This is a genomic window from Brevibacterium sp. FME17 (genome assembly GCF_014897515.1).
GTDB lineage: Bacteria > Actinomycetota > Actinomycetes > Actinomycetales > Brevibacteriaceae > Brevibacterium.
This window is the reverse complement of record NZ_JABUYD010000028.1, coordinates 1-21,707: the sequence shown is the minus strand read 5'-3', so window position 1 is coordinate 21,707 and position 21,707 is coordinate 1. Positions and strand designations below refer to the sequence as shown.

Below are 21,707 nucleotides of genomic sequence, written 5' to 3'. Positions count from 1 at the left end.
GCTCCAGTTCCTCCAGTCATACCCGTTCCAGTTCGTCCAACTCAGTCTCCACAGCCTCTAGAGAAAGGTCACAATGACTCAAACCCCCAACAAGCTCGTCCTCCTGCCCGCCGTAGACGTCGCCGATGGCAAAGCCGTCCGTCTCGTCCAGGGTGAAGCCGGAACCGAAACGGATTACGGCTCACCCATCGACGCGGCTCATGACTTCGAAAGTCGGGGAGCCGAGTGGATACACCTCGTCGACCTCGACGCTGCATTCGGGCGGGGATCGAACTCGGATCTGCTCAACCAGGTCGTCAAAGCCGTCGGCATCAAGGTCGAACTCTCCGGAGGCATCCGCGACACCGAGAGCCTCGAACGAGCACTCGACACGGGTGCAGAGCGAGTGAACATCGGGACTGCGGCGTTGGAGAACCCGGAATGGACCGCCGACATGATCTCGCGCTTCGGTGATCAGGTCGCCATCGGGCTCGACGTCCGTGGCACCACCCTCGCCGCCCGCGGTTGGACCCAGGACGGGGGAGACCTCTACGAAGTTCTCTCGACCCTGGAGAAGGCCGGCTGCGCCCGCTACGTCGTCACCGACGTCCGTAAGGACGGCACTCTGCAGGGACCCAACGTGGAACTGCTGAAGTCGATGGCAGAGAAGACCGACAAGCCGATCGTGGCCTCTGGCGGGGTCTCCAGCCTCGACGACCTGCGCAACCTACGCGAACTGGTCCCCTTCGGTGTGGACTCGGCCATCGTGGGCAAGGCTCTGTACGCTGGAAAGTTCACTCTGGAAGAAGCACTCGAAGTCGCTGGAGGCTGAAGCAGTGATTTCGGACTCGGCTGATCGCTCCGACTCTGCCGGCCAATCCTGGTCCGGCCGTGATCTGCGGCCTAACCCGTTCTCGGGCGATTCCGGAGAAGCCGATGCCGGCCTTCTGGAAGCCCTGCATCAGGTGGGCAGGGATCCGCTGGATCCGCAGCTGCACAGCAACGTACTCTCCGTGCTGTCGGAGGCACGGCTGTATGCGCCGATCGTACCCATGGCACTCGACCAAGAGGTCGGAGAAAACGGGCTGATGGTCGACAACTCTTCGGAGATGGCCATGGTCCGGCTGCAGGCCGATGACGGCCGGGAATGCACACCCGGGTTCTGCTCAATCCCGCCATTGACGGCATGGCATTCGGACGCTCGGCCCGTCCCGATCGAAGCGGAGAGACTCGTTCTCGGCGCGATCGAGGCCGATTCGCAGCTCGTCGTCCTCGACCCTGGAGCGCCGACCTCGTTCCTGCTGCGTCGACCCGCGATGTTCGCATTCGTCCACGGACAGGGTTGGACGCCATCCTGGGCCGACGCCGAGGTGGGACGACGTCTCGCGGCCATCGCCGAGTCCTTCTCCTGGCTGACTCGCCTGTCACTGAGCCCGGGGAGCAGGCAGGTCAATGTCGGGGGACCTGAACTGGGCATCACCCTCGGCGTGGAGTCCGAGGTTTCGGAATCCGAGTTGCAGCACTTCCAGGAAACGATCGCAGCGGATGAGGAATTGGTGCAGAAGATCGACTCACTGGCCATTCGTCTGCATCTACTGAGCTAGACAGCGCTGAGTTAGACAGCGCCGAGCCAGCTAGACAGTGCTGAGCTAGCTAGACAACAGCGTGCCGGGCATGTCCGAGCTCACTGCAGCATGGCGATGACGCCGTCCTGCCAGCGGGTTGTGCCGACTTGTTCCGCGAGTTCTCCTGTCTCGATGATGTTTGGCTGATACCAGATGGGTGAAAGCTGGTGGAGTTCGAACATGGAGCGTTCGACTAGGCCCGCGACTCGTGTCGTCCAGCGGGGCAGAGCAATCGGTTTGCGCGCTGTCGTGCCCAGGTAGCTGTATGTGAACTCGGTTATGTCGGCCAGGGTCGGATTCGATGCAGGTGCTAGGAGCATCCGATGGCTGCCTGCGGTGTCGGCCTCCACTGACCTGGCCGCGCTGATCATTGCGGCGCCGAGATCGGCAATCACCGTGATGCCATGCGGCACATCGGTACGGGCCGGCACGATTGCCCTGTGGCTCTGACTGATTCTGTCCGAAATGCACATTTTGACCACAGAGGAGGCTGACTGAGCGGTTTCTCCGATCAGGTCACCGGCGATGACGCTGGCTGTGCGGGCTCCATGTGCGGATCGAGCTTCCATCAGCTGCTGTCTGATCCGGCCCTTCTCTTCCACCGGTGCAAACGGAGAGGACCCCGTCACCGGAGTGGTGAGGCCGGCGAAGGCGTAGACAGATTCGGGGAAGATGACCGGAATGCTCAGCTTCGCGCCGACATCCATGATGGTCTTTTCCAGCTGCGGTAGAACCTGCGCCCACACTCGACTGTCATAGGGAGCATGGACACAGGCGAAGATGATATCTGTACCCGCAGCGGCCTCGAGCAGCTGAGCAGGATCGGCTGCGTCTGCGCGCACACGAGCGATCTCGGCGGGAGGAGGATCGGCATGCGGAAGAGAGGCAGACTCAGGAGGTCTCAGAGCGGCAGTCGTGATTCCATCAGCTGCTGATGCCGAGGCCGGTGCGGTATCCACATTGCCTGCTGCAACCTCAGCCGTGGCAGGAGATGGGGCCGAACGGGTTGCGACCGACGTGTGAACGCCCGCTGCCGAAAGTTGGGACGCGACTTCTCTGCCGATCTGTCCGTAGCCGATGACGAGTGCTGATTTCATGATGGTGTTCCTTCGAATCGTCGAAATGTAGTGATGGTCTGAAGTCGCAAGAACCGTCGAGACTCCGATTGACGAGAGCACTGCTCTCTGAAAACAGGCTAGGCCGATGGCGATCGTAATTCAAGAGCAATGCTCACTATTGTTATCTTTGCTCTCTCGTTCTAGGCTTGTGGCATGACGAACTCGACTCCGCGCCAGCGGGCCCGGCTGGAGACTGAAGCGCAGATCACCCGGATCGGGAACCGCATGCTCGATGCCGATGGGCTCGAGGGAGTGTCGCTGCGGGCGATCGCCCGGGAGCTTGGAATCGTCTCAAGCGCCATCTATCGCTACGTGAAGAACCGTGACGAGCTGCTGACCATACTCATCCGCGATGCGTTCACTTCGATCGCGAACGAGGTGGACGACGCCCTCGAGCACGACAAGTCAGTCCTCACCGTCGGCGTGACGATGCTGGCGTGGTCGCGAACACACCCCAACCGGTGGGCGCTCATCTACGGCACGCCCATCCCGGATTACCAGGCGCCGCGGGATGAGACCGTGGTGCCGGGGACGAGGATCATGGTGTCGCTGACAAATCTGCTCGCAGAGCCTTCCGTGCAGACCTCGCGTTCTCAGTTGCCTCCGGCTCACACTTTGGACGCGCTGCGTGAAGGACTGCAAGAACTGGGTCTGGAACCCGATGATCGGGTGATCATGGCCTCTGTGACCGTCTGGTCAGCGATCGTCGGTCTCATCAATGCTCTGCGCTTTGGGCAGTTCGGTCGAGGGGTCGAGTCAGTCGAAGACGAGCTGATGCAGGGGCTCGTGTCGGCGCTCGGGCACTGACACAGCGCAAGGAGTGGGGTGAAGTGAACTAGTTCACCCGTCGAGGAGTCCGCGGATGTCCTCAACCGTGATCTTCGAGGAGAAGCCCTCACCCTCATTGACCAGGGAGTCGAAGAGCTGCGCCTTCCTTTCCTGCAATGCCAGCACCTTCTCCTCAATAGTCTTCTCAGCGACCATCCGATAGACCATGACGTTCTTCGTCTGTCCGATCCGGTGTGCGCGGTCAACTGCTTGGGCCTCGACCGCAGGGTTCCACCAGGGGTCGAGGAGGAAGACATAATCGGCCTCCGTCAGTGTCAGCCCGAATCCGCCGGCCTTGAGGCTGATCAGGAAGACAGGTGAGTCTCCGGTCCTGAAGTCCCCTATGACTGCTCCGCGGTTGCGAGTGGAACCGTCGAGGTAGCAGTAGTTGATATTGCGATGTTCAAGCTGCTCGCCGACTCGAGACAGGAACGAGGTGAATTGGCTGAAGATGATGGTGCGGTGGCCCTCGGCGACGATGTCATCGAGGTGAGAGAAGAGCGCACTGAGTTTGCTCGAGCCGATCGATTCATACTTCTCATCGATGAGATATGGATCGATGGCCAGCATCCGCAGAAGAGTCAGCGACCGGAAGATCGCGAAGCGGTTGCGATCCATATCGTTGATGAGGCCGAGAAGTTTCTTCCTCTCCTTCTGCAGGATCGTGTTGTACAGGTCCCGGTGCTTGGAGCTGAGTTCGACGCTGAGGATCTGTTCCTGCTTCGGCGGCAGGTCGGCCGCGACCAGTTCCTTGTTCCGCCGTTTCATGAACGGTCTGATCCGCCGCCGCAGCAGCGCCATGCCCTCCGGACTTTCGCCCGATTCGATGGGTAAGACGATCTCGCGACGGAACTTCTCGATGCCCGGCAGCAGTCCCGGTGAGGTGATCGAGTACAGCGACCACAGGTCGGTCAGCGAGTTCTCCATCGGTGTGCCCGTGATGGCCAGGCGGAATCGCGCCTGGATTCCCTTCGCCGCAGTGTGGACCTTGGCCGTCCGGTTCTTGACGAACTGCGCCTCGTCGAGGACGAAGGTGTCCCATTGGATCGATCGGAAGGCCTGTGCGTCGAGGCGCAGAATCGCATAGGAGGTGATGACGAGGTCGGCATCCTCGATCTCCAAGGCCAAGGCGGTCTTCCGCTTCTTCTCTGTGGCCGAGATAGTGGTGACTCGCAGACCAGGTGCGAACTTCTCGGCCTCCGCACGCCACGTCGACATCACCGATGTGGGTGCGACGACGAGAATGGGGGAGGCATTCGCCGTCGTGTTCTTGATATGAGTGAACAGGCTCAGTGCCTGCAGAGTTTTACCCAAACCCATATCGTCGGCCAGGATGCCGCCGAGTCCGCTGGACCACAGTGCGGCCAGCCAGCTGAACCCTTCCTGTTGGTAGGGCCGCAGTGTGGCCTCGATTCCCTCCGGCACGTCGAGAGACGGAATCTCGCCGAGGTGGCTGAGCGCTTCGACCGAACGTCGCCATGAGGCCGCCGCTGTGGAGTCGTCGACGAGTTCGTCGAATTCGGCCCACAGATCCATGTGATAGCGCGAGAGGCGAGGTGAGTCCGGCTGCCAATCCGCAATGACATCCGATTCAGCGAGCATGCGACGAAACTTGTCGAAGAAGGGCCCGTCAAGGGAGAAGTACGCGCCATCGGGCAGGACTATCATCTCTGCCCCCTGTGCGAGGGCGACGAACAGGTCGGCGAAGCGAACCTTCTGTCCGGCAATCATGATGTGGAAGCGAATGTCGAACCAGTCGCTGTCTTCGGCCTCGTCGGTCGACATCGACACCAACGGTGCTTCGGTGACTTCCCGATAGTCCGGGCGATCGCCGACCTCATGGACCTCGAGATGGTCGATGTCGCTCAGGGTGGGCAGGAGCTTGTCGACGAAGACAGCCGTCTGCAGACCGTCGAGGTCCACGGTGCCTGCATGACCCAACGCACTGGGGAGGGTCAGTGGGACTGGGATTGCCGCAACCGTGGAGCTGAGATTCGCGAGCACGGTGTCTTCGTGTTCAATGCTGCGGTCGCGGTCTGGTGCTAAACCTCGGCGGATCGGGAACGTATGAGTCGGGTGATGGTAGTGCCACTCCCACGTCAGATGTGCACCATGATCTCCGTAGGTGACGGTGAGCGCGAGGTCGGGAGGGACGAGCACGGGCAGGGTCACCGAATCGTCAGAGGAGATGACGGTGGTGGCATAGGCGAGCTTGGGATAGAAGCCTGTGAAGAAGTCATCCATCTGGTCCTTCGAGATGGTGACCGGTTCCCAACGACGCAGCATCTCAACGACCGCATGGTCGGTGGTCTTCTCTGCAGGTGCCAGGACGAGGGCGAGTCCTGCCGCGGTCGAGATTCCGTAGAAGCCATGATCGTCGATCGGCCCGCTGAGCCCTTGGTCGAACGGTTCTTCGTCAACGGTGATCAGGGAGCGAACCTCGAGCCCCTGTGGCGTCGCGACCACATCGCATTCCGTGGTGGCCTCGTCAGCCAGGCGGACCGTGAGCTCGCGGCGGGTGCCGACAAGTTCGATGCCCAAAGTCCTCGCCTGATCGAAGAGATGCCACAGCAAGGGTGAGGCGAACCAGTCAAGGACCACAGTGTCCTCATTGGTCACAAGGCGATTCGAGTTGATGGCAGAGAGCCCGTACAGCTGAGCGAACCATGCCGCCTGACCGCGCGCATAGGCGCGGGTGGTGGAGTTGTTGGCGATGTTGGACCAGGACACGTTGCCCTTGATCCAGTTGCGGCGTGCCCCCTCCATCAGAGGACGCAGAGTGACGACGAGGTCGGTGTAACCGGTCAGCTTCGTGCGCGTGATCGGGTGCACTTCGAAGTTCCCGAAGCGAGTGCGCCGCAGTTCGGAGATCTCGAAGCCGAGCGCAAGCCGCGTCGGTGCAGTCCCAGCCAGGGTGCCGCCGGGGCCAGAGGCCCACACCGATGCATCGACGCGGTCGGAGGAGAAACCGGAGAGGATCGACTTCCAATCCGACTCCGCACGCCGAGGTGACGACGTCCCACTGCGGGAAGCTGTTCTGCTGCGGGCAGTCTGCCAGCTGGGAGGGTCGGGGGAACTGCGTTGGTCCGGGTCGTGCAGTGCCGTCGAACCGAATGGAGCCACCTGCCGAACCGATGCCGCCATGAGCGCAGCCACCACATGTTTGCAGTCTCCGCCCACGGGGCATGTGCACTGCGAGGAGAGCACGGTGAATGATTTCGCCGTGGGACTGTGTCGCTTCAGCCGCACGATGCTGGTGTAATCCTGTGCCGCGCTGCCTGCGACGTCTGCCCGCAGAGTATTGTCCTCGGGGTCCCAACGTGCCTGCCCGACCATGCCCTTGTTGGCGTAGCTGCGTCCGCGCTCGTAGAACGTGGTGCCGAAGTAGTCCTGCAACTCCTTGGCACTCACGTACGGCAATTCTACGGGAGACATAGGACGATGGTCTCACCCGGCACTGACATGACAGAAGCGGCCCCCGACCAGTGGTCGGGAGCCGCAGCGGATATCTTGGGGCCATGGCGCACGACGAAAGAGTCGGCACGCACGGTGGGGTGTCTCAGCGAACAGGGCCTGTGTACTTCTCGCCGGGACCCTGTCCTGGCTCATCCTGAATCGCCGAGGCTTCGCGGAAGGCCAGCTGGAGGCTGCGCAGGCCGTCGCGCAGAGGGCGAGCATGGTGGTCGCCGATGACGGTGGCGGCGCCGGTGACCAGGCCGGCCAGCGCAGTGATGAGCTTGCGTGCCTCGTCCAGGTCCTGCAGCTCTGCTGCGGGAGCCTCGGGGGAGTCTTCGGCCAGTCCGCATTTGACGGCGGCAGCGGACATCAAGTGCACGGCTGCTGATGTGATGACCTCGATGGCTGGTACTTCGGCGATGTCACGCGTGACATCGGCAACCGCCTCGGCGGGTACAGAACTTTCAGAACTCATGGGACTAGCTTGACATATGAACGACGCGTCGATTGCACGTTCGGCCTCGATGTGCGAAGAGTCATGAAGCGTAGTACACTAAGTCGTGGTGCGAAGCGGGGTCTGACTCCCACCTTGATCGCGTAGAGCGATCGGGTCCAATGATCTGATGATCGACAGTCCAGGTGCAAGCCTGAGGCAGAAGATTTCAGATCGAGGTGTATTCACTTGAAGTGCTGCGGTTTCAATACCGTGCTCTGATGTGTGTGCAGGCTCCCTTGGCATGTGGTCAATGGGAGCCTTTTCTATTGCCACGACATCATTTGAGCTAAAAAGGAGTGAACACATCAGCGAGACGCGCATCAATGACCGGATTCGGGTTCCCGAGGTCCGGTTGGTCGGACCCAACGGTGAACAGGTCGGTATCGTTGCCATTCGCAAGGCACTCGACCTCGCTCGCGAGGCAGATCTCGACTTGGTCGAGGTTGCACCGCAGGCGAAGCCTCCCGTCGCCAAACTCATGGACTACGGGAAATTCAAATACGAATCTGCTCAGAAGGCCAGAGAAGCCCGCAAGAACCAGGCGAACACTGCGCTGAAAGAGATCCGCTTCCGTCTCAAGATCGATGAACACGACTACGAGACGAAGAAGGGGCATGTGACCCGCTTCCTGTCCGGTGGCGACAAGGTCAAAGTCATGATCATGTTCCGCGGTCGTGAACAGTCTCGCCCCGAAATGGGCATCAAGCTGCTCAACCGCCTGGCCGAAGATGTGTCGGAACTGGGCACCGTCGAATCCTCACCACGGGTCGACGGACGCAACATGGTGATGGTCATTGCCCCACATAAGTCAAAGTCCGACGCCAAGGCCGAGGCCCGCAAGGCATCATCCGATGCCAAGGGCAACGTCGCCGAGGTGAAGTCCCGACGCGATCGCGTCGCTGCAGAGAAACAAGCAGCGCCCGACGCGTGAGAAGTAAGTACCGATTCGCTGGAGCCTGAACGGTTTCAGCGTGTGAAGTAGTTGCCGGTGGTCGCCACCGACAACGAAATGCAAAGGAGAACGGCTCGATGCCGAAGCAGAAGACGAACAGCAGCGCCAAGAAGCGCATGCGTGTGACGGGTACTGGCAAGATCATGCGTGAAGGCGTGAACAACCAGCACAAGTTCGAGGGCAAGTCCTCGGCCCGTAAGCGTCGCGTTGCCGAGGACCAGGTCCTCACCGGCGGAGATCGCGCCAAAGCCCGCAAGCTTCTGGGCAAGCTCAAGGGCAGGTGAGACCCTCTCGGGTCTCCATCCCGGGCAGCCACTGATGTGGTTCCCACAGCTTGAACCAGACTCCGGCACCGCCGGCAGAACCAATTTTGAAGGAGTAACACGTGGCACGTGTTAAGAGAGCGGTCAACGCTCACAAGAAGCGCCGGGTCATCCTTGACCGGGCAAGCGGCTACCGTGGACAGCGCTCGCGCCTGTACCGCAAGGCCAAAGAACAGGTCATCCACTCGCTGGTCTACAGCTACCGTGACCGTCGCGCCCGCAAGGGTGACTTCCGTCGCCTGTGGATCCAGCGCATCAACGCCGGTGCTCGCGCCAACGGCATGACGTACAACCGTTTCATCCAGGGCCTCAAGGCCGCTGGCGTCGAGGTTGACCGCCGTATGCTCGCCGAGCTCGCCGTCAACGATTCAGCCACCTTCGCGCACCTGATCAAGGTTGCCAAGGAAGCTCTTCCGGCTGACGTCAACGCAGCGAAGACCGCCGCAGCCTGAGCTGCCGGTCCTCATACTCTCAACGGCCCCGAACTTACTTGGTTCGGGGCCGTTGATCTGTTCTCAAGCACCACTCCCTTCAGTCACCAGTAGTCCCTCCAGTCACCAGTAGTCCCTTCAGTCAGAACGCGGGTCAGCTAACTTCATGAAACTTCCAGACGCCATCTCCTCACCGAACTCCAAACGGGTCAAGAACGCTGTCAAGCTGCTCAAGCGCCACTCCCGTAAGGCGATGGGTCAGTTCCTCGTCGAAGGACCCCAGGCCGTGCGTGAGGCTCTGGAACGACATGCCGAGCTGGATCTTCCCGGACAGGCACCGGGCGTCCCGGATTGGGTGGGGTCGAGTGTTGACCCGCAGGGTGCTGTCATCGAGCTCTTCATCACCGAAGAGGCCGCCGAGGCGTATCCCGAGTTCGTGGAGGCCGTCAAAGACTGTGACATCCGCTGGAACATCATCACCGATGAGGTGCTGGCCGAGCTGTCCGCGACGGTCAACTCGCAGGGCGTTGTCGCCGTGTGCGAACGCATCGACGTCGACCTGGCCTCCGTCATCGACACGGAAGCCCAGCTCATCGTCGTGCTCTCCCAGGTCCGTGATCCTGGCAACGCCGGCACCATCATCCGCCTCGCCGACGCGGCAGGAGCCGACGCTGTCGTGCTCACCTCATCAAGTGTCGACATCTACAACGACAAGACAGTTCGCTCCACCGCCGGATCACTGTTCCATGTCCCAGTCGTCACTGGCGTCGGACTCTCCGAGGTGACCGAACTGGCCCGTGCCCGTGGGCTGCAGGTGCTCGCCGCAGATGCCAACGAGCAGTCGCACGACATTCATCATCCCTGGGACAGCGGGCTCGACCTGACGGCCCGCACCACATGGGTCTTCGGCAACGAAGCGTGGGGGATGAGGACAGAGGACCTCGACCTCTGCGACTCATCGGCGGCCGTGCCGATCTATGGCAAAGCAGAGAGCCTCAACCTCGCGACTGCCGCCAGCGTCTGCATCTATGAGAGTGCACGCAACCAGCGGATGTGATTCGCGCGCGTCTCGTTCAGCGAACTTTGTCGGCGAACGCGACTGCGACTGGCCTGCGCCGACCAAGTATTCTCGATCAGAGCGTAGTCTGCTAGCGTTGAAAGCAAGGTACCTGTTCATTCAAGGGTGAGACGCAGGACGGAGCGATGCAATGCCTGACACGAAATTTCAGCCGCAGACGTTGTCGAAACTGCACGCGAAGTGCGTCGATAGTGTGCTGAGCTCTGTCCTGGTGTGTATTGCGGTCGCCGCGCTGTTCTGGGCTGTCAACTTCGGTACCGAATCTTCGCCCTCGGTCCCGCGCCTGCTCGTGACTGCGACGATGCCCGCTTTGATTTTCAGGGATCTTCTTGATTACTTCCGTGCAAAGAGACGATTCGACTTCGTGCAGCCGTTGCCTGCCGGGGCATCGTCGGCATAGCCTGCCTCAGCGGTGGAGTTCGCTGCAGCAGTGGTGCCGGCTACCGGCCTGCGGTGGATCCACCTATTGAAAAACGGGGAGAAGTACAGTTTATGGATTCCCAGCCACGCGAAGGCTTCTTCTCGAAGACAGAATGGAAGTTCATCGGCTTCCTGGCTCTTACGTTCGTTCTCACTCCGGTGTTCTACGGTCTGCCGTTGCATCGATCCTGGTGCTGATGTCAATCGCCCCGTTCATTCTTAAGGCGGCTGGGCTGAGTAACTTCGTCGTCGAATAGTCGATGCAGTGATGACAATATGGACGTGTCCCACCCACCCGATACGGTGAACCTATGACGACTGAAGCTCCGCGCGCACCGAAGATCAAAATGGGACAACTGGCTCCGGGCTACCTCGGCGATATCGGTCCCGAAGAGTTTCTCGAGGGCATGGAATTCAATGATCTCGACCTCGCCGAGGTGGATTCCACCCAGGCCACATACCTGGACTGTTCCCTGGCCCGAGTGAATTTCGGTGCCGCCGAGTCGCCGGTGGACCTGACAGGAGCCCGTTTCTCCGGCAGCAAGATCGAGGACTGTCGAGCTGATACTTTGACGATGCCGCGGGGGAGTCTCATCCACACCGAGATCTCGGGTACACGAATCGGTGCGGGAGTTGTTCACGACAACGTCTGGGAGAAGGTCGTCGTGAGCAACTGTCGGATCTCTTATCTCAACCTGCGCGCAGCCAAACTCATCGACGTCGAATTCCGTGATTGTGTCATCGACGAGATCGATCTTGACCGGGCCAAGGCCAGCCGTGTGTCCTTCCCTGGCTCGACTGTCGGGGTTCTGCAGTGCGAAGGTGCGGCCCTGGGCAATGTGGATCTGCGAGGACTGCAGCCGCACAAGATCTCCGGAGTCCACTCGCTACGCGGAGCCACGATCGATGAGATGCAGATGATGCTCTTCGCCGAACTCTTCGCCAGCGAACTCGGCATCAGGGTCGAGTGAGGAAAGCCTGTGTTCTATCCGCCGATGGCCGGCTACTTGATCGTGGCAGCAGTCAGCATCTTTCTCGTCGTTGCTCAACGCAGACAGTTGATCGGCAGGAATTCTGTGATCGGCATTCGGACGCGGCATACGCTGGCATCCGGTGCCGCATGGGAAGCAGGGCACGAAACTGGCGTGCCCTACCTCTACGCCATGGCCGTCATCAGCATCGGCCATGCCGTGGCACTGCTGTGCGTCGAACTCTCCGATGCCACGAGGGCAGGAAACGTACTGTCCCTGCTCGGCTGGGTGCTCATCCTCGTCTGCTGCGCACTCGCGGTCATAGCGGCAAACCGGGCAGCGAAATCAACTCACGACTGACACCTGGTACACAGTGCGCCCAGTCCACCCAAGAACGCGGACTCGGCCTATCGACCAGCAGTCAGACCGCCATCGACGGGGAAGTTCGTGCCGGTGAAGAATCCCTCTGCGTCGTCGGCAAAGACTCCGATCGCGCGAGCAACATCACCCGGTTCCGCGATGCGTCCGGCAGGAGTCATCGCGTCCATGCGCGCAATCGTGTCACCGGCGGCAGCTGTGCGCTCTGTACGCACCATCCCCGATGAGACGACATTGGATGTGATGCCGTATTCGCCCATTTCCTTGGCTACATAGGCAGAGAACGTGCTGATGGAGGCCCGAGCGCTGCCGTGGTGGGCGAGTCCCGGGGTGGGATGATACGCCGAGGCCGATCCGACATACACGATCCTGCCGAAGTGGCTCTCAATCATGGTCGGCAGCACAGCCTTGGTGGAGTTGAATGCCGCCTGCAGATCCTGATTGAGGAGTCCGCCGAAATCGTCCCATGTCATGTCGACGAGCGAGATCGGACGGAACAACGGACCGGCGTTGCTGACCAAAATGTCGATACGCCCGAACTCGTCGAGAGCGGCCGTGGCCAGAGAATCGGCACCGGAGGGCGTAGAGACGTCGGCACCGATCGCAATGGAGCGTCGGCCTTTGCCCACGATCTGGTCACGGACCTCCTGCGCCGCTTCTGAATTGTTGAGATAGTTCACGACGACATCGGAACCCAAATCAGCCAGATACAGCGCTGTTGCCGCCCCTATGCCCCGGCCGGAACCGGTGACGATCGCCACTTTGCCGGAAAGAGGGAGCTCGAGGCGGGGAGATTCGTGGCTTGTCATGACTGACACTTCCTTCTTGCTGAGCATCTGCGGGGTCGTCCGGAGGGTCCCTGACGTCCGGCAGACCGTGCGCCTGCGCGATCACGTGCGGACTCGTCTCAGGCGCGCATGGTTCTACTGGTTATCCAGCTCCGCAGCCGCGTGCTCACCCAGCTCGTCGATCAGGACGCGTTTGTTCTCCGAATAGTCCACCGGCGCGACAACTACGTGGACACCGCCGGCGCTGAGCGCGGACTCAAGCACATCGTGCATCTCGTTGACATCGTTCAGGCGGTGCCCGGTGGCCCCGTAGGATTCGGCGTACTTGACGAAGTCCGGGTTGCCGAACGTCAGACCGTAGTCTTCCATTCCGTCGACGGCCTGCTTCCAGCGGATCATGCCGTAGGCATAGTCTTCGAGGATGAGCACGACGAGGTCGAGACCCAGGCGCACCGCGGTCTCCATCTCCTGGCTGTTCATCATGAACCCGCCATCGCCGACCACGGCCATGACACGACGCTCTGGATGGGTCAGTTTGGCTCCGATCGCGGAGGGGAGACCGGCGCCCATAGTTGCCAGTGCGTTGTCGAGCAGCAACGTGTTCGCCCGGGTCGTGCGGTAGTTGCGGGCGAACCAGATTTTGTACATGCCGTTGTCGAGGGTGACGATGCCGTCGACGGGCATGACCTTCCTGACCTCGGCGACAATGCGCTGAGGGATGAACCGCTCGTCTGTTGAGCCTTCCTTGAGGTTCTCGAGAATGCCCTCGCGCAAGGGCAGCAGTGCGCCGGCCTTCGGGACATGACCGACCAGCTCCACCGCGAGGCGTTTAAGAGAAGGTCCGAGGTCGCCGACGACCTCGACCTGGGGGAAATAGACCTGTTCGACGACGGCAGGTCGGTAGCCGACATGCACAACGGTCGGACCGTTCTCGTCCATGGTGAACGGAGGCTTCTCTGTGGTGTCGTGTCCGATGGTGACGATGACGTCGGCCTTGTCGACCGCGTCGTGGACATAATCGCCACTGGTCAGAGCCGCGGTCCCCATATACAGCTCAGAAGAACCCGAGACCGAGCCCTTGCCCATCTGCGTGGTGAAGTAGGGGATGCGCACCCGGTGAACGAACTGCGAGAGCAAGTCGGTGCAGTCCGCCCGTGAGGCATCTTCGCCGAGCATGAGCAGCGGCCGCTTCGCCTCCCGGATCACCTTCGCTGCGGCTTCGATGGAATGTTCGTTGGCCACGGCCCGACCATTGGTGTGAGGCTCCACCAGGTCGAAGGAGTCAACAGGCATGGCCGCGATGTCCTCGGGCAGTTCCAGGTGGACCGGGCCAGGTCGCTCGGCCTTGGCAGTTCGGAACGCCTCACTGATCATCGTCGGGATTCGCCTCGCCGAGGTGATCTGCTGACTCGATTTCGTCAGCGGAGCCATCGTGGAGACCAGGTTGACGATCTGGAATCGGGCCTGCTCTGCGGTGCGGATGCCCTTCTGTCCGGTGATCATGATCATAGGCATCCCGCCGAGGTGGGCGTAGGCGGCACCGGTGGTGAGATTGAGAGCGCCTGGGCCCAACGTCGTCAGACACACTCCGGGTTTGCCGGTCAGGCGCCCATAGGTCGCTGCCATGAAGGCGGCAGCCTGCTCGTGGCGGGTGAGGACGAATTCGATGGAGGACTGGCGCAGAGAATCGATGAAGTTGATATTCTCCTCACCGGGGATGCCGAATATACGTTCGACTCCCTCGTTCTCCAGGGCCTTCACCATGACATCGGAAGCTCGCTGAGTCGTCATTCTTCGACACTACATCTTCTGGCCGCAGGTCTCGATGAACCAGGTCACAGAGATCCCCAGTGGTGATCCCCAGTGGCGACCGGGCCATTGCCCCAGGCGCCGCTGGGACATAATCCGCCACGTGTGATCAGGCGTGGTGGCACAGACGATAGACTTGTCCGCGGTAGACGAACAGTACCTACGCAGGCACGTAAAGGACATTGATGACTGACCAGCTCGACCCACTGGACGAGTCGGCCGTGAATGCGGCCGTTGACGCGGCACTGAGCGCATTCGCGGACGCACGCACCCTCGACGATCTCAAGGCCGCGAAGATCGAGTTCACGGGCGACAAGGCCCCGCTGGCGCTGGCCAACCGAGCCATCGGCGGACTCGACAAGGCCGATAAGGCCGTCGCCGGCAAGATCGTCGGCAAGTCCAGAGGTCAGGTCAAGAAGGCCCTCGACGCTCGTCAGGCCGAGCTGGAAGCCGAGCGCGACGCAGCCGTTCTCATCGAAGAGTCCATCGACGTCACCCTGCCCACAGACCGCAACCGCCTCGGCGCCCGTCATCCTCTCAGCCTCATCCAGGAACAGGCCGCGGACTACTTTATCGGCCTCGGCTGGGAAGTCGCCGAAGGCCCCGAAATCGAATCCGAATGGCTGAACTTCGACGCCCTCAACTTCGGTCCCGATCACCCGGCCCGGCAGATGCAGGACACCTTCTTCGTCGATCCTGCCGATGCCGGCCTCGTGCTGCGCACCCACACCTCACCGGTGCAGTCGCGTTCGCTGCTGCAGCGCGGTGTCCCGCTCTACGTCGTGTGCCCGGGCAAGACCTTCCGCACCGACGAGCTCGACGCCACTCACACCCCTGTCTTCCACCAGATCGAGGGCATCGCCATCGACAAGGGCCTGACCATGGCCAACTTGCAGGGCACCCTCGACGGGTTTGCCCGCGAGATGTTCGGCCCCGAGTCGAAGACCCGCCTGCGCCCCAGCTTCTTCCCGTTCACCGAACCGAGCGCGGAAATGGACTTCTGGTTCCCCAACAAGGTCGGCGGGCCCGGCTGGATCGAATGGGGCGGCTGCGGCATGGTCCACCCCAATGTGCTCAAGGCAGCGGGCATCGACCCCGAGGTCTATCAGGGCTTCGCCTTCGGCATGGGCATCGAGCGCACCCTGATGCTGCGCGAAGGAATCAACGATATGCATGACATGGTCGAGGGCGATGTGCGCTTCTCGGCACGTTTCGGAATGAAGGCTTGATATGCGCGTCCCACTGAACTGGCTGGCCGACTACGTCGATCTCCCGGCCAATACCGATCCCCATGCCCTGGCCGCGGAGTTCGCGTCGATCGGACTCGAGGAGGAGGACTTCTTCGGCCCCGAGCTTACCGGCCCCCTCGTCGTCGGTCGCGTCCTTGAACTGACCAAGGAAGAGCACTCGAACGGCAAGACCGTCAACTGGTGCCGGGTCGACGTCGGACCCGAGCACAATGAAGATGCCGATGACCCGAAGGACCCACAGCCCGGCGAGGAGCGACCCAGTCGCGGCATCATCTGCGGTGCCCACAACTTCGTCGTCGGTGACCTCATCGTCGCCTGCCTGCCCGGAGCCGTGCTGCCCGGTGATTTCCAGATCGCTGCGCGGAAGACCTATGGACACAAGTCCGATGGCATGATCTGCTCGGCCAAGGAACTCGGTCTGGGCGAGGACCACGACGGCATCATCGTCCTGAAGAACCTCGGCCTCAGTGGCGAGCCCGGCGACGACGCGATCGCCCTCCTCGGACTCGACCAGGTCACCCTCGACGTCAACGTCACCCCTGACCGCGGCTACCAGCTGTCGATGCGCGGCATCGCCCGCGAGTACGCGCAGATGAAGGGCCAGGCCTTCACCGACATCGGCAGCCCCACCGTCGCCGAGGTGAACGCCCCCACCGATGACGGGTTCCCTGTCGTGGTCGAGGACTCCAACCCCATCGACGGCAACGTCGGATGCGACCAGTTCACCGCACTGCAGGTCACCGGCCTGGACACGAGTGCACAGACCCCGTTCTGGATGCAGCGCCGGCTCATCGCCGCCGGGATGCGACCCATCAGCCTCACCGTTGATGTCACGAACTACGTCATGCTCGAACTCGGTCAGCCCCTGCACGCCTATGACACGGCGCTGCTGGGCGAGGAGATCGTCGTGCGTCGTGCACAGGCGGGGCAGAAGTTCACGACCCTCGACGATGTCGAACGTACCCTGGATGCCGAGGACCTCCTCATCACCGACCGCGGTGGACAGGGTTCAGACAGCACCGGCGGCAAGATCATCGGTCTCGCCGGAGTCATGGGCGGAGCCGCAGTCGAGGTCAACGATGAGACCACCGCCGTCGTCATCGAAGCCGCACACTTTGACCCGATCTCGATCGCCAGGACTGCGCGGAGGCACAAGCTGTCCTCCGAGGCCTCGCGTCGCTTCGAACGTGGAGTCGACCCGTTGCTCGGACCGGTGGCTGCACGTCGTTGCGCCGATCTGCTCGTCGAACTCGCCGGCGGCACGCTCAGCCCGGCGACAACACAGGTCGGGCAGGCGCCCGAACCCACCGTTATCGAGCTTCCGGTCAAGCGCGTCGACTCGCTCGTCGGCGTCGACTACACCACCGCTGAGGTGACCGGGCTGCTCGAAGGAATCGGTGCAATCATCGAGGTCATCGGCAAGGACCGTCTGGCTGTGACCGTGCCCTTGTGGCGCACGGACATCACCGCAGACGTCGACCTTATCGAGGAAGTCGCCCGCACCGGCGGCTACGACCGGATCCCATCGATCCAGCCGGCTGCTCGCGCTGGACAGGGCATGACCGAAGCACAGCGCACGCGGCGCCGGATCTCTAACCTGCTGGCCGCCGATGGTTTCACGGAGGTGCTGTCCTACCCGTTCACGTCCGATAAGCGTGATGATCAGCTGCGCCTCGAAGCCGACGATGTGCGCCGCAAGCACATCCGCCTGGCGAACCCGATGTCCGAAGACCTGCCGTTGATGCGCACCAACCTGCTCTCGACCCTGGTCGAACTTGTGGCGCGCAACTTCGGTCGCGGAGCCAAGGACGTCGCTCTGTTCGAAGCTGGGCTGGTCTCCACCTCGGCGGGACTGCCTGCCGGTCCTGGGCCTAGGCACCTGCCCGGCTACCACCCGACTGATGCCGAACTCGATGAGGTCTACGCTTCGGTTCCCGTCCAGCCGTACCATTACGCGGGCATCATCTCCGGCAACGTCGAACTGCCCGGCGTCTGGGGCAAGGGCCGCAAGGCCGAGGCCGCCGACGTCATCGATACTGTTCGTCGTATCGCCGGTGTCAACGGCATCGAGGTCAGTGTTGAAGCCGACCAGATCGCACCCTGGCACCCAGGACGTGCGGCGAAGTTCCTCCTTGCCGATGGTCAGGAACTCGGACATGCGGGTGAACTCCACCCGAAGGTGTGCGAGAACCTCGGACTGCCCGCGCGGAGCGTGGCCTTCGAGATCGATCTTGACGCACTTCTGGCACAGGAGGACCTGCGGACCTGGGATGGCGCACTGTCGACCTACCCGGTCTCCAGGCAGGACGTGGCGCTCATCGTCGATGCACAGCTGCCCACGCAGACGCTGGCTGCGACCCTGCGTGAGGGAGCTGGTGAGGAGCTTGAGCTGCTCGAGACTTTCGACCTCTACACCGGTGACCAGCTGCCCGAGGGCAAGAAGTCACTGGCGTTCAGGCTGACCTTCCGGGCACCGGATCGCACGCTCAAGGCCGACGAGGCCTCGGCAATGCGCGAGGCGGCGACGGCATTGGCCGCCGAGCGCCACGGCGCCGAAGTCCGCAGCTGAGACATACGTTGATGAGGGCCCGGTCGTACGCTTCGATGCTTCGGCCGGGCCCCGTCACATCTGAACCGAAGACCACGACACCCGACCACTCAGAAATTATTACCGAGGAGCCCTGACAATGACCGAGAAACTGCCCTACGGAACCACCCTGCCTACTGATTCGGTTGCCGGTGAAGCCACCGCCGTGCCGGGCGAGACCATCGCCATCATCACCGGTGGCGCCCGCGGCATCGGTCGCTACCTGTCCGAGGCCTTCGCCAAGGCCGGTTACCACGTCGTCGTCACGGCCACCTCGGCCCAGAAGGCAGAAGCAGCGGCGGCAGAGATCGTTGAAGCCACAGGGGGAGTGGCAACCGGATACGGCCTGCGCACGGACGACATCGACTCGGTCACCACGTTCCGTGAGGCTATCGGTGCCCTCGAAGCAGAGACGGGCCGTCGTCTCCAGGTCCTCATCAACAACGCCGGTCGCATCGAGTCGACCGAAGGACCGCTGTGGGAGGCCGAGCCGGAGAGCATCAAGGGTGTCGTTGATGCCAATGTCCTCGGCGTGGCCCTCATGATCAATGTCTTCGCGCCCGTCTTGATCACAAACGCCGAGGCGACCGAACTTCCCAGCCGCATCATCGACCTCAACTCAGGGTCGGGGGCGCAGGGGACGCCGGCCTACGCCGTGTACTCGGCGTCGAAGGCCTCGCTGTTCCGCATTGCTGATTCCGTCGTCCACTTCGGTCACGAGAAGGGTCTGCGCATCTTCGAGATGGCGCCCGGCGTCGTCGAGACCGCGATGACGAAGTCCATGCCCGTCCATGACTTCCGCGGTGAGGGCGACTGGACGAGCCCGCAGCAGGTCACCAGCCTGGCGCTGGCGCTGGCTTCGGGCACGCTGGACGCGTTCACCGGGCGGTACGTGCGTGCTGGGGCGGACTCTGAGGAATCCCTCATCGCCGAGGCGGCCGCCGGTCTGTCGGATGCGTCTCGTCGACTCGTGCTCGGGTGAGATGAAATAAGCTTAATAGGCGATTCAGCCGGTGCCACGTATGCCGAATCGTGCGAGGTTATGTAGGCGGCAGGCTGTGTCGAATAATGGTGGTCAAGGTAGCCGAAATCGCCGCCAGGTCAATTTCTGTGTCGAGGAGCTATCCCTGCTCGAATTGACGCAATTTTAATAGATATCCAAGTTTTCGTGGCGCTATTGATAGATTCTGTGGAGAACGGCAACGCCGAACACATGTAGAGCTATGTTTCTTGGTTGCGGTTGTCTCATAGCGGGAAGGAGCTGTCATTGAGTTCAATAGAATACTTTGGCGACCAGGCTGCAGGGATTGATTTGACGGGCCGAAAATATCGAATAACAGTGCCCCTGGTCGGTGTCAACGATGATCTATTCGACGGATTGCCAAGTCGAATTCCACTCGGCTGTGATGCATTTTTGGTTCGATTGGACGAGGCGGAATCAGAGCGATTGAGATTGGCAAATCTCTCAGACGAAGCTCATAGCTACTGGACGGTGGGCCATCGTTTGGAGATCTTGAATGTTCGTGCCGATCAGGTTTATGAAGAGTGGCAATTGCTGGAGGCTCAGTTCAATCTTGTGGTCAGACGACCTTTGACAATACTTGGTTCAGTACTCGATAGGCTCGTTGACGGGACTTGGGTCCGGGGCGGGATGTTTCACCTTCCAGAGAATTATGCCTGGTTTGAGGACTTTCCAGCTGAGCGATTTGAAACCCTGAAGTCTCTGCGAGAGGGCATGAACGGTACTAACGATGCGCCAATCGTTCGTGCTGCGGATTTGTATTCTCAGGCGGTGAAATCTATGAACCGCGGTGAGCGTGACAACGCATTCATTCTTTCTGCTGTGGCGTTGGAGACTCTTCTAGGGTACAAGTTAAACACGGAAATATCGTTCAAACTTTCTCTTCGAGCCACGGTGCTGGAGGGCGGAAATTCCGAGCGCGTGCTTCGACGGATTAGGAAGCTATATAGTATTCGTTCCTCTGTAGTCCACAGTGGAAAGCACGCAACGTTTACCGATGTTACTCATATCCAGCAGGCCCTGATGCGATTCGTCCCAACCATGGCAGCGTTGTCAGAAGACCTGGGTAGTTATGATTCCGCCATTGCACACTTAGACGAACTTGCTTGGAACCGTCAGCTTGAGCCCAGCGCTGTATTGACTGAGAGTGGTTGGTGGAGTTATGTGCCGCTTGAGGCGTGTTTCGATCGTACCTATGGTGGATTCGACGATCCTGACCGTTTGAAACGAGTGTGGTTATTCGACGATTGAGCCTTGCGGTGACTTGTAAGCGCCTCGATGCATGGTAAGAGCTGTGGCAGTTAGCGCCGCGCCAGTCGGGTGTCACGTTCACGAACCACCCGATGACGAGAGGTTTTCAGACGTCCAACTTCGTCGTGGTGAACATCGTGGGTCTCCTTATTAGTTGGCGGCGGTTGTGAGTGACCTAACTAACCTGGCGATGATGGGTAAGAGTCGCGACTTACGCATCGAATACGATGGGTGGTGCCACCGTATAGCCGTGCGATGGCTGGACCCTGTTGGGCCATCAGGAGCTGATCGTTGTGTGCGAGAAATCTAGCTTGATCCGCACGTTGCTCATCGACAACGCCGACTCGTTCACGCTCAATCTCTTCCACCTGCTCGCCGAGGTCAATGGCTGTGCCCCGACGCTCGTGCCTAATGACTGGGCAGAGTTCTCGGTCGACGACCTGCGCGGGTTCGACAACGTCGTCATCTCTCCGGGACCAGGGACTCCCAAGAAACAGGCGGACTTCGGAATTTGCGCCGAGGTGGTCGCGCAATCACCGATTCCCATCCTGACTTGCACAGGTGTCTGGTGATTTTAGGGTGGTGCTGAATGTTTATGCTGGTAAGCGATCTGCGGTTCTTGCTTTTGGGTAACTAAATTCGACACTAAAATGGCTCTTCATAAATAGGGCTGTAGAAGAGGTCCCAGTCCTCCAGCGTGGAGCAGGGAACGGATGAGGTAGTTGCCCCGGTTGCGGAATCCCAGTGCGATGCCGCGCAGATGCTCGAGCCTGCCGTTGATCGCTTTAGTTGGCCCGTTCGAGGTTCCAGGATGATCGAAGTAGGCCAGGATATCGGGCTCTTCGTAAACGAGAGTGTAGGTCGGTGAATCTGAAATAGGGCGAGTCGCTGCCCGGATAGACGTCGAGGTCTTCCGATGATGGAAGTTCTCACACTGCCCATCCGA

At 61.1% G+C, this 21,707-nt stretch carries 22 protein-coding genes; 16 read left to right on the top strand and 6 right to left on the bottom strand.

The features are described 5' to 3' along the window. Positions 1–73: 73 nt before the first annotated feature. Positions 74–811 carry a bifunctional 1-(5-phosphoribosyl)-5-((5-phosphoribosylamino)methylideneamino)imidazole-4-carboxamide isomerase/phosphoribosylanthranilate isomerase PriA gene (gene priA, locus INT40_RS18225; RefSeq protein WP_101571075.1) on the top strand — a complete coding sequence of 246 codons (738 nt, stop codon included), beginning with the start codon at positions 74–76 and terminating at the stop codon, positions 809–811. Between the two features lie 4 nt (positions 812–815). Then, positions 816–1,583 carry an SseB family protein gene (locus INT40_RS18220; protein ID WP_101571073.1) on the top strand — a complete coding sequence of 256 codons (768 nt, stop codon included), beginning with the start codon at positions 816–818 and terminating at the stop codon, positions 1,581–1,583. An 80-nt stretch (positions 1,584–1,663) separates the two neighbouring features. On the opposite strand, the gene INT40_RS18215 is transcribed toward INT40_RS18220, so the two are convergent. Then, positions 1,664–2,701: a hypothetical protein gene (locus INT40_RS18215; RefSeq protein ID WP_193071929.1), complete on the bottom strand. Its 1,038-nt coding sequence runs from the start codon at positions 2,699–2,701 to the stop codon at positions 1,664–1,666. Between the two features lie 174 nt (positions 2,702–2,875). Here INT40_RS18215 and INT40_RS18210 point away from each other — a divergent pair, with 174 nt between their 5' ends. Next, entirely contained in the window at positions 2,876–3,529 is a 654-nt protein-coding gene (locus INT40_RS18210; protein WP_193071928.1) for a TetR/AcrR family transcriptional regulator, read from the top strand. A 33-nt stretch (positions 3,530–3,562) separates the two neighbouring features. Here the strand turns inward: INT40_RS18210 and INT40_RS18205 are convergent, their stop codons facing one another. Together INT40_RS18205 and INT40_RS18200 are read right to left on the bottom strand one after the other, a co-directional pair. Continuing rightward, complete coding sequence (locus tag INT40_RS18205) at positions 3,563–6,961, bottom strand: SNF2-related protein (protein ID WP_193071927.1); 3,399 nt, start codon at positions 6,959–6,961, stop codon at positions 3,563–3,565. Positions 6,962–7,109: 148 nt separating this feature from the next. Then, entirely contained in the window at positions 7,110–7,481 is a 372-nt protein-coding gene (locus INT40_RS18200) for a DUF1844 domain-containing protein (protein WP_135447890.1), read from the bottom strand. A 271-nt stretch (positions 7,482–7,752) separates the two neighbouring features. On the opposite strand from INT40_RS18200, the gene infC reads away from it, so the two are divergent. The 8 genes from infC to INT40_RS18165 all read left to right on the top strand — a co-directional run bounded on the left by infC (position 7,753) and on the right by INT40_RS18165 (position 12,037). Then, positions 7,753–8,433, top strand: coding sequence for a translation initiation factor IF-3 (infC, locus tag INT40_RS18195; RefSeq protein ID WP_081448649.1), 681 nt, complete (start codon positions 7,753–7,755; stop codon positions 8,431–8,433). Between the two features lie 98 nt (positions 8,434–8,531). Further along, the gene (gene rpmI, locus INT40_RS18190) at positions 8,532–8,738 is read left to right on the top strand and encodes a 50S ribosomal protein L35 (protein ID WP_009885053.1); all 207 of its coding nucleotides are present in this window, start codon (positions 8,532–8,534) and stop codon (positions 8,736–8,738) included. 101 nt (positions 8,739–8,839) lie between these two features. Continuing rightward, on the top strand, positions 8,840–9,229 hold the full coding sequence (rplT, locus tag INT40_RS18185; protein WP_009885052.1) for a 50S ribosomal protein L20: 390 nt from the start codon (positions 8,840–8,842) through the stop codon (positions 9,227–9,229). Between the two features lie 145 nt (positions 9,230–9,374). Next, positions 9,375–10,265, top strand: coding sequence for a TrmH family RNA methyltransferase (locus tag INT40_RS18180; protein WP_193096673.1), 891 nt, complete (start codon positions 9,375–9,377; stop codon positions 10,263–10,265). Between the two features lie 151 nt (positions 10,266–10,416). Further along, positions 10,417–10,686 carry a hypothetical protein gene (locus INT40_RS18175; protein ID WP_193096672.1) on the top strand — a complete coding sequence of 90 codons (270 nt, stop codon included), beginning with the start codon at positions 10,417–10,419 and terminating at the stop codon, positions 10,684–10,686. Positions 10,687–10,778: 92 nt separating this feature from the next. Continuing rightward, positions 10,779–10,904: a hypothetical protein gene (locus INT40_RS21065; RefSeq protein ID WP_264298433.1), complete on the top strand. Its 126-nt coding sequence runs from the start codon at positions 10,779–10,781 to the stop codon at positions 10,902–10,904. A 113-nt stretch (positions 10,905–11,017) separates the two neighbouring features. Continuing rightward, positions 11,018–11,677 carry a pentapeptide repeat-containing protein gene (locus tag INT40_RS18170; protein WP_193096671.1) on the top strand — a complete coding sequence of 220 codons (660 nt, stop codon included), beginning with the start codon at positions 11,018–11,020 and terminating at the stop codon, positions 11,675–11,677. 9 nt (positions 11,678–11,686) lie between these two features. Beyond that, complete coding sequence (locus INT40_RS18165) at positions 11,687–12,037, top strand: SdpI family protein (RefSeq protein WP_193096670.1); 351 nt, start codon at positions 11,687–11,689, stop codon at positions 12,035–12,037. 47 nt (positions 12,038–12,084) lie between these two features. Here INT40_RS18165 and INT40_RS18160 read toward each other — a convergent pair whose 3' ends face one another. Further along, positions 12,085–12,864, bottom strand: coding sequence for an SDR family NAD(P)-dependent oxidoreductase (locus INT40_RS18160; protein ID WP_193096669.1), 780 nt, complete (start codon positions 12,862–12,864; stop codon positions 12,085–12,087). A gap of 114 nt (positions 12,865–12,978) precedes the next feature. After that, positions 12,979–14,634 carry an acetolactate synthase large subunit gene (locus tag INT40_RS18155; protein WP_193096668.1) on the bottom strand — a complete coding sequence of 552 codons (1,656 nt, stop codon included), beginning with the start codon at positions 14,632–14,634 and terminating at the stop codon, positions 12,979–12,981. Between the two features lie 203 nt (positions 14,635–14,837). On the opposite strand from INT40_RS18155, the gene pheS reads away from it, so the two are divergent. From pheS to INT40_RS18130, 5 genes are all read left to right on the top strand, one after another. Then, positions 14,838–15,881, top strand: coding sequence for a phenylalanine--tRNA ligase subunit alpha (pheS, locus tag INT40_RS18150; protein WP_193096667.1), 1,044 nt, complete (start codon positions 14,838–14,840; stop codon positions 15,879–15,881). A 1-nt stretch (position 15,882) separates the two neighbouring features. Further along, positions 15,883–18,471, top strand: a complete 2,589-nt coding sequence (gene pheT / locus INT40_RS18145; RefSeq protein ID WP_193096666.1) for a phenylalanine--tRNA ligase subunit beta — start codon at positions 15,883–15,885, stop codon at positions 18,469–18,471. Positions 18,472–18,589: 118 nt separating this feature from the next. Beyond that, on the top strand, positions 18,590–19,471 hold the full coding sequence (locus INT40_RS18140) for an SDR family oxidoreductase (RefSeq protein ID WP_101556972.1): 882 nt from the start codon (positions 18,590–18,592) through the stop codon (positions 19,469–19,471). Positions 19,472–19,756: 285 nt separating this feature from the next. Further along, positions 19,757–20,761: a HEPN domain-containing protein gene (locus INT40_RS18135; protein ID WP_146001494.1), complete on the top strand. Its 1,005-nt coding sequence runs from the start codon at positions 19,757–19,759 to the stop codon at positions 20,759–20,761. 311 nt (positions 20,762–21,072) lie between these two features. Next, positions 21,073–21,333 (top strand): glutamine amidotransferase-related protein, encoded by a 261-nt coding sequence (locus INT40_RS18130; protein WP_226831633.1) that lies wholly within the window; start codon positions 21,073–21,075, stop codon positions 21,331–21,333. Positions 21,334–21,419: 86 nt separating this feature from the next. On the opposite strand, the gene INT40_RS20765 is transcribed toward INT40_RS18130, so the two are convergent. Beyond that, a partial coding sequence (locus INT40_RS20765; protein WP_226831632.1) for a transposase occupies positions 21,420–21,707 on the bottom strand: 288 nt, incomplete at its 5' end.

Coding starts and splice junctions, on each gene's coding strand:
- INT40_RS18140 (WP_101556972.1), top strand. CDS start 18,590: ATGACCGAGAAACTGCCCTACGGAACCACCCTGCCTACTGATTCGGTT.
- infC (WP_081448649.1), top strand. CDS start 7,753: ATGGGAGCCTTTTCTATTGCCACGACATCATTTGAGCTAAAAAGGAGT.
- INT40_RS18175 (WP_193096672.1), top strand. CDS start 10,417: ATGCCTGACACGAAATTTCAGCCGCAGACGTTGTCGAAACTGCACGCG.
- INT40_RS21065 (WP_264298433.1), top strand. CDS start 10,779: ATGGATTCCCAGCCACGCGAAGGCTTCTTCTCGAAGACAGAATGGAAG.
- INT40_RS18200 (WP_135447890.1), bottom strand. CDS start 7,481: ATGAGTTCTGAAAGTTCTGTACCCGCCGAGGCGGTTGCCGATGTCACG.
- pheS (WP_193096667.1), top strand. CDS start 14,838: ATGACTGACCAGCTCGACCCACTGGACGAGTCGGCCGTGAATGCGGCC.
- INT40_RS18160 (WP_193096669.1), bottom strand. CDS start 12,864: ATGACAAGCCACGAATCTCCCCGCCTCGAGCTCCCTCTTTCCGGCAAA.
- INT40_RS18210 (WP_193071928.1), top strand. CDS start 2,876: ATGACGAACTCGACTCCGCGCCAGCGGGCCCGGCTGGAGACTGAAGCG.
- rpmI (WP_009885053.1), top strand. CDS start 8,532: ATGCCGAAGCAGAAGACGAACAGCAGCGCCAAGAAGCGCATGCGTGTG.
- INT40_RS18180 (WP_193096673.1), top strand. CDS start 9,375: ATGAAACTTCCAGACGCCATCTCCTCACCGAACTCCAAACGGGTCAAG.
- INT40_RS18170 (WP_193096671.1), top strand. CDS start 11,018: ATGACGACTGAAGCTCCGCGCGCACCGAAGATCAAAATGGGACAACTG.
- pheT (WP_193096666.1), top strand. CDS start 15,883: ATGCGCGTCCCACTGAACTGGCTGGCCGACTACGTCGATCTCCCGGCC.
- INT40_RS18155 (WP_193096668.1), bottom strand. CDS start 14,634: ATGACGACTCAGCGAGCTTCCGATGTCATGGTGAAGGCCCTGGAGAAC.
- priA (WP_101571075.1), top strand. CDS start 74: ATGACTCAAACCCCCAACAAGCTCGTCCTCCTGCCCGCCGTAGACGTC.
- INT40_RS18215 (WP_193071929.1), bottom strand. CDS start 2,701: ATGAAATCAGCACTCGTCATCGGCTACGGACAGATCGGCAGAGAAGTC.